Source organism: Arthrobacter sp. RIT-PI-e (genome assembly GCF_001187915.1).
Lineage (GTDB): Bacteria > Actinomycetota > Actinomycetes > Actinomycetales > Micrococcaceae > Arthrobacter_D.
In genome coordinates, this window is record NZ_LGIU01000046.1 from 1 (window position 1) to 7,251 (window position 7,251).

At 60.3% G+C, this 7,251-nt stretch carries 8 protein-coding genes; 4 read left to right on the plus strand and 4 right to left on the minus strand.

The window, feature by feature from the left end; genetic code table 11:
- Nucleotides 1–184: 184 nt before the first annotated feature.
- Together AC792_RS05820 and AC792_RS05825 are read right to left on the minus strand one after the other, a co-directional pair.
- On the minus strand, nt 185–937 hold the full coding sequence (locus AC792_RS05820; protein WP_049829632.1) for a DUF7793 family protein: 753 nt from the start codon (nt 935–937) through the stop codon (nt 185–187).
- A 232-nt stretch (nt 938–1,169) separates the two neighbouring features.
- Nucleotides 1,170–1,553: a DUF7793 family protein gene (locus tag AC792_RS05825; RefSeq protein ID WP_152916048.1), complete on the minus strand. Its 384-nt coding sequence runs from the start codon at nt 1,551–1,553 to the stop codon at nt 1,170–1,172.
- A 281-nt stretch (nt 1,554–1,834) separates the two neighbouring features.
- On the opposite strand from AC792_RS05825, the gene AC792_RS16890 reads away from it, so the two are divergent.
- Nucleotides 1,835–2,197, plus strand: a complete 363-nt coding sequence (locus AC792_RS16890) for a hypothetical protein (RefSeq protein ID WP_152916049.1) — start codon at nt 1,835–1,837, stop codon at nt 2,195–2,197.
- A 485-nt stretch (nt 2,198–2,682) separates the two neighbouring features.
- Here the strand turns inward: AC792_RS16890 and AC792_RS05830 are convergent, their stop codons facing one another.
- Nucleotides 2,683–3,639, minus strand: coding sequence for a hypothetical protein (locus tag AC792_RS05830; protein ID WP_049829634.1), 957 nt, complete (start codon nt 3,637–3,639; stop codon nt 2,683–2,685).
- 176 nt (nt 3,640–3,815) lie between these two features.
- Between AC792_RS05830 and AC792_RS17710 the strand changes: the two genes are divergently transcribed.
- Nucleotides 3,816–4,268, plus strand: a complete 453-nt coding sequence (locus tag AC792_RS17710) for a putative immunity protein (protein WP_326947788.1) — start codon at nt 3,816–3,818, stop codon at nt 4,266–4,268.
- Nucleotides 4,269–4,683: 415 nt separating this feature from the next.
- On the plus strand, nt 4,684–5,013 hold the full coding sequence (locus AC792_RS05835; RefSeq protein ID WP_152916050.1) for a hypothetical protein: 330 nt from the start codon (nt 4,684–4,686) through the stop codon (nt 5,011–5,013).
- Nucleotides 5,014–5,135: 122 nt separating this feature from the next.
- On the opposite strand, the gene AC792_RS05840 is transcribed toward AC792_RS05835, so the two are convergent.
- The gene (locus tag AC792_RS05840; RefSeq protein WP_235436417.1) at nt 5,136–5,738 is read right to left on the minus strand and encodes a CPBP family intramembrane glutamic endopeptidase; all 603 of its coding nucleotides are present in this window, start codon (nt 5,736–5,738) and stop codon (nt 5,136–5,138) included.
- Nucleotides 5,739–6,507: 769 nt separating this feature from the next.
- On the opposite strand from AC792_RS05840, the gene AC792_RS05845 reads away from it, so the two are divergent.
- Nucleotides 6,508–7,086, plus strand: coding sequence for a hypothetical protein (locus AC792_RS05845; RefSeq protein WP_152916052.1), 579 nt, complete (start codon nt 6,508–6,510; stop codon nt 7,084–7,086).
- The last annotated feature ends 165 nt before the right edge of the window (nt 7,087–7,251 follow it).

A 7,251-nucleotide genomic window follows, 5' to 3' on the forward strand; every position in this document is an offset into this window, starting at 1 on the left:
CGCGGACCGATCCTCGTTCGATTCTTTCTTCGGACTCACAACATCCAGTGTCGTCATGACGGCACCTTTCCCGCCACGCTCACGCGCGACGCGTCAGGCCAGAAACACCGTTAAATCCACAGTCCCGCTGAAGGGTCGCTCAGCGGATAGGAGAAACACCCGTGGATGGCGCACGGTTGTGGTGTCATGGCTCGGGTGTGAGGTGTACCCAGTGTTCTGCTTGCTTCACGGTGTTGAAGTGGCGGGGGGGGGGAGGGGGGTATGCCCGTTGCTTATAGGAAGCGATGAGTCTCTTACCGCGGGGATCCGTGCTGACGACGGCCAGGGCTGCGATGTTCAACCCGTCCGCGAGGATCCTCATCGCCTTATCCGTGGCTGACATGACCTCCCGCAGTTCCAGGAGCATAGGCGGACACGAGGTGGGGTTCATGAACTCGGCCCGCAAGACGATGTTCTGCGCGATCGCGGCATCGATATGGAAAGGCTGCGTCCATCTCACCCGCAGCACGCCGTCGAGCATCTGCGAGGTGAAGGCTTTCTGCACACCGTAGCTTTCCCCGAAAACACTCGAGTACTCACCAGTGTCATCGAGCACCCAACCCAGGGCTTCCTCGTCATCGGTGAAATACCGGGTAGGGGTCACTGACCGGTGGGCGAAGGCGGTGAGGACCCGTCCCACATCGTCCTGGCCGATGATCGCGGTCCGCGAAGAGGAGACGTTCCTGATCAGTAGCCGTCTGGCATCCGGGGTGATGTGCTCGGCCACACCGATACTCATCACCAGGGGCCGTGACCGTTCAGGGGAGAGCTCTGTGATCGCTGCGGTCGCAGCAACCACGTCGCGGGCTTCGATGGTGATCTTTGGACACCAGGTCAGACGCACATAGTCCCCGGCATCCTCGAGTTTGTAACGGGTCCGTGTTCCCTGCTGCACCATCAGTCCCCCTGACTTCACCGCATACAACCTACCCGTGCAGCAGACCCCAGAACCACGGCAGCCCCTACCGTGATAACACCTCCTTCAGAAAAGTAATGATTCCGCGGTATGACCAGGCACTAAGCGAACTAGCCGGTGCAACAGACTTCGTCCGCGAACACCATGAACGATCCCCTGACACGATGATGCAGTAGGCCTGGGTGAAGGACTTACCCCTGATGCCTCACAACAGTTAGCCGGCGTGGGGGTTGGTGCTGAGCCAGGAGCGGGCTTCATCGACATGGTCAAAGTGGCGTGCGGGGTAGGGAGGATGGTGGACCTCGGTAAAGTATTGGGACATAAACCGGTCTACGGCCGAGGGACCTGTTAACGCCACGGCTGCGATATTCAGCTCATGGGAGAAGGTCTTCAGCGCGCCTCTGCTCACAGAGACCATGTCGTTGAGGATCACCAGCATCGGTGCACGCAGGTCAGTGTAGAGAGTATGCGTATGCTCCGCGAGGCGCAGCGCTTCATACTCCGTAACTCTCATGCGGGGAACCCATGTGACCCAGATCAAGTGCCCACGCATCTGAGCAGTGAAGGGATCCTCCGTGAACATCGTTTCATCACTCACGCAACGCCCCTGGTGATATCAGTGCTTACTTACTTGATGGGCAGACTACGTGCTGATCCGATCACCAGGTAGAGCACCTCGGGTGTAGTTTCTCGATGGGATGACCGGACTGGGTCTTTGGTGGGTATCCGGCCACGATTCTTAAATCGCCCTGGGACGGTTCATCCCACCCGCCGGTAATGCGGTACTGGATGATGCTTCACAACGCTGCACAACTTAAGAAAAAGCCTACACACGCGAACCTTCGAACAATCAACAGACGGGACTTCATACTGAAGAGCATGAACAAGCCCATCAGCCCGGCCATGCACGGAGCCATCGATTACGGTTTCCTGGCCACGATGCTCACAGCACCCTCCCTACTACGACTTGGCCGTAGGGCTCGTATCGTGTTTGCCCTGTTCGGCATCACCCAGGGAGCACTCAACGCGCTAACCGATCAGCCGTTATCCATCAAACGCCTCGTGAGTTTCCGTCTCCATGGCGCGATCGAGAAAAGCAGCGGACCTGTGTATCTCCTCGTTCCCGTCCTAGCAGGTATCGCTCGGGCACCACGCGAACGGGCCTTCTGGCTCACCATGGGCGCGATCCTCGTCACCGTCTACAACCTCACCGACTGGAACGCCACCAACACCAACCGCTGAACGATCCGCTTTCGGGCGTTAAGTAGATGGTGGCCCAGAGATTGGCTGGTCTGGGTTTCGTGGATCGCGTCCACGCTCCCTCCAGTAGTCATCGCGCTGACCACGAACGAACTTGACCAGACAGGTGATGAGAATGACGAGAGCTAGTGCCTGAAATATGATACCGAGCCAGACCCAGGGCCCCTCGGCATCAACGAGAAATCGGGTCACCTGATTCGCAGCAACAAGCACAAGCACCGCAACAGCGGCGAAGGTCGCTAGCTTCTTTTGCTGTGCTTCCTTCACTACTTTCCCTTCTGAGTGATGAACGTGCCTGACTGTAGCTCAGGCACGTCAACCCTCAAGGTTGCTGCACCGCTAACGGAGCTTCCTGGTGGGTCTGCACGCACGAGGATGGTTTTCTGGCGCGTGCAAGCTGCTGCGGATCGTACTTCTTGAGTAAGTGGGCGCGTCGTCGTGGACGAGGTGCATTTGACCGGGTTGGGTTAGCGGGGAAGGTCCCTGACCCATGTCGAGAAGGTGGTGAGCTCGCTACCAGTGAGTACCGCAGCGGCATCGCTATCCATGGGATCAACGAGAAGGGCCAGCGAGTCGAGCGGTAAATCCTTCAGGGATTCCCAAGCGATCGATGTGGGCGACGCCGAGTCGGGCCAGCACAAAAAGAGCAGAGGGTCCGAGGTAATGGATTCCACGATGCCGGTCCGGTGATTGAGCAGATCGACGAGCTCACGTGTGTACATGTTCCCGGTCACTTCGCCGGCGGTGAGGAAGACACCGGAGGTCAAGATGTTCTTGCGCCCAGAGGGAAGTGGGAACCACTCGGCGCGAAGACTCCTCCCCTGCCAGGGCTCGACTTCGCCGGGCGGAGCAGGGTTGGTAGCTCGTTCTCGGGAGGACCGCTGCTGCAGATAAAAGACGATGTCGTTGTACCCCACACTGACCCCGGTCGCGGTGAAGAGCATCGTCCCACTGGTGTGCCTCACGTCGATTCCCCCGAGGCGGTTGAAAGAAGGCCGGACCGACCCGATCTCGGCCAGTGGGACAACCCGTGTTGGTCGGAACCACGGGCGGACCCTCAAGTGGTCGGTGAACGCTCCGACGTGGAAGCGACTAATCCCCATGGCCACGATGACGAAGAGGGCTCCAGCCACCGCGATTGCAGCCCCACTGATCAAAGGGCCCGGCCCATCCATCTGCTCTGACTCCACAATCGAGATGAACGTGAAAAAACTACCGACGACCAAAAAGACGATACCGAGCACACGGAAAAGGACGGACTGCCAACGACGATTCTTCACAACGAAGAGCGCCCCGGTGTCCGTGCTCGGGTAATTGGCCACGCGAGCGTTCCTCTCCGCGCGGAACACAACCACCCGCACGATCGCCGAGCTCACGATAGACAGTAGAACCGCCACGATCGCCAAAGCAGTAAGGAGGAACATCCACCGAACGTAACCCTTGCCTCACCCCCACGGTGCCCGCCACACCGTTCGCGGACAGATGCACTGGCTCAGGTCTTGCCGCCCGCAGCAGGTGGAGAGTATGAATTAGCGTGGTGATTCTTCCTACTGTTCGTGGTCCTCGCCTTGTTTCCGTTCGGCGCGGTGGACTCCTGAGCGTGGCCGATCATCGGCTCCTGGCGTTATGGGCGGCTACCTGCGCCGAGCACGCTCTGGTGTTGTTCGAGGAAGCACATCCTGCTGATGGCCGACCTCGTGCCGCAATTGAAACAACACGAGCCTGGGCCCGCGGCGAAGCGACAATGATGGCCACCCGCATGATCGGAGGACACGCGATGGGCGCTGCGCGTGCGTTGCGTGGAGCCCCACGATTCGCGGCCTACGCAGCCGGTCAAGCTGCCTGCGTCGCCCACGTTCCCGAACACGATCTGGGCGCAGCCGCTTACGCCATCAAAGCCGCCACAGCTGCAGCACCCCCCACCCGGGAACGAGACGTCGGACGTGCTGAGCGCGACTGGCAACATCAACACATCCCAGAACACCTCCGCGCTCTAGTCCTCGAGGACCAAAGCCGTAGGAACAGCATCTGCTGGTCCGTCTTCAACGACTGACCCACGAGCATCAGCGTCACTGCTCCAACCGTCCTACGGGCACGGGACTGTATTATCGCGCATCGGTGTTCAGTGACGGACGCGGACCGCGAGTCGGTGATCTCGGTATCGTCGTCAGTACAGTGGGCGCGAGGGGGAGCTAATGAGTAAGGGCATGACCAATGGTGGCCGGTTGCGCCGATGGTGGTACGAGTTCAAAGCGAAGCCAGTCCCCTACCCGAGCGATCCGGGCCGCGCCGCGGCACCATACCCACAGTCCAGGCGGGATCAACGGCATGCGTTCGCACAATGCGAACGGTACCTACTGCGCGAGATCGTGGACGCCGGCAACTGGGCCCGGCACGTCAATGCCCGGGGTGACCTCACATTCCTCGCCCCGTGGCTGATCCAGCCCTGGCGAGTGCACGCTTCGCTCATGGACGATACGAAGGGCCGCGGTCCTACGAGGTCCCAAATGCAGGCGGTGGTGGACTGGCTCGCTAATCACGGGGCGCTCCGGGCGCTCGGCGACGAGCAGCGCAACGAGCTCGTTCGATCCGGTGAGGATGAACGAGCTGCACAGGGGCGTACCGGCGGGTCTGCGTCCGACTCGCCGGAGTACCGAGCCAGGGTCGAGGACATGTACCGCCAGTGGGACCGCGATTCGTGGGAGGTCATCGCGGTGAAAATGCTGCACGTGTACCCCCACCTCGCCGACGCGGACCAGGAATGGCATGACACTGCCGTTCGCGTTGAAGAGGCGTAGGTGGCATCAGCACCTACTGTCCGTCGTATCCGTAAGATCGATTGCCCCCTCACAGGCACCAGCAGCATACGACGAACGAGCCCCTTCAGCGCCATGAGTGGCATGGGTGGCATGAGTTCTGATCATCGGAGTAAGGCTGCGGCTACGGCCCAACCATTGCTGATGATATGAACGACGATGATGGCGGTGAGGTTGCGGTATCGCCACCACATCACACCCACGAACAGACCGAATGATCCCTGGACGACGATGACGCGGGCCACATCCAGAAGCGGGGCACCGGTTCCATGGGAACCCAGGTGCATGAGCGCGAAGACCACAGAAGTCACCACGATCCCCGGCCACCCACCCAGAAGGGCTTCTAGACGTGTTTGTAACCACCGGCGGTAGAAGAGCTCCTCACCCACACCTGCGGTGATGGCCGTCGCGATCGCTGCCGTGAGAACGAAAGCCACATCCAGGCCCGCCAGGTCGAAGCCCGGATTCCACGAGGCGACCTGGGACAATAACGTCCACACCACGATCACGATCGCCGGGGCCCACCAACGTGAAGAATCCCTACCCCATGTGATGCTCACGCTGCCTCGCACCGCGAGCATCAAGACTGCTGGGACGATCATCAACAGGATCAGCTTGCCCAGAACGTAAGTCTCACCCATCAGGGGCACTGCCACTGTCACCAACGGGAACAGGGCCGCCAGGACGACAAGACCGGTCGTCGTCACCCGGAAGGACTTCCGAGAACGGACCTTGATGGGCCGCGGTGGTGGGGAAGAAGCGGGAAGAAGAAGGGTAAGAGCGATTCCTATGACAAGGGGTGTCAACGTCACCCAGTAGGGTACCGCCTGCGCACCCGGATCACTGGAGATCTCCGTACCTGACGGTGAGGTAATGATGAGCAACATGAGGCTCAAGAGCCATAGAACAGCTCCACCAACAACGATTCCCGATGCCGTAGCGCCTCCAGCACTCCCCCACGTTCTCATAGGACCGACTGTAGATCCTCCCGGAACTGCACCCTGCCCAGCAAAGCTATGAACACACCCCAGCCACGCAGAGTCTCCATGCACGCGAGAGAACCGGCTTACGGCCCCTGCCGCGAAGACAGCGGCACCACGCTAGCCGTCAACTAAAGGTTGACATGAGAGTGCATGGCGGACAAGGCTGGAGCATGCGTACATGGTCGACATCATTTCTCACCTGGCTGTTGATGACTCTTGCCATTGGGCTTCTCACCTCGGTCGGGTGGCCTGGATTCGTCATGGGCGCCGTGTTCAGTCTGTCCCTATGGATGATGCTGTTCTTCGGCTCGTACGCCACTGCCTACAGAGGCTTCGTACCAGCACGGGCCTATCTCACAGCAGCAGCGATCGCTGTGCCCTTGGGCTATATCTTCTTTCGGCTCAGCGGCGAGAACGCAGCAATGTGGGCACCGGCCCTAATCCTCGTCGGCGCCGTCCTCCCTGCTGCGACATCACCAAGAACACCTGCTCGGTGACAGAAGACACCAGTCTCCAGGAAGTTGCCGCTGCCCACAGACGCCTGGAACAGGCACGAACCGACCTCCACGAAGCAGTCATCGAAGCCCGTCCACAGCACACATGGGCCGAGATAGGCGCAGTACTGGGCATGACCCGGCAGGCAGCATTCAAACGCTTCGGCTCCCCACGCGACCCACGAACAGGAGACACAATGCACCCGGCACAGGCCACCACCGATCTGCTCGACACCACCGAGAAGGTTTTCCGGCTCATCGATGCCGGCGACTACGACGCCCTGGCACCCATGATGACCAAGAACACCGCCGCGGTCCTGACCCGAGAACTCATCCTGGATACCTGGGCCCAAGCTGTCGCCGATACCGGCAACCTCGTCGACTGCCGTGATACCAGGCTCGAGCTACCCGATGGCACACCCATCGATACCAGCGAAGCAGTACACGGAACCCTGATCGGGCACACCACCATCAACTGCGAAGCAGGACACTGGGTCGGACGCGTCGCCTACAACACCGATCAAAACATCACCGGAGTCCTCATCGTCCCGCCGAACCACGACCAACTCCCCTTCTAACCACCCCTACCGAACACACCCACGAATGCGTCCGCTAGTGGGGTTGCCCGCAAGTTGTGGACAGTTGATCAGGCGGCTTATGCCGGCTGAGCTTTATTGCTGGCGAGTAATTGCTCGTGTTCTATTGGCGTGGTGTAGCCCAGGGCCGAGTGGAGTCGGGAGCGG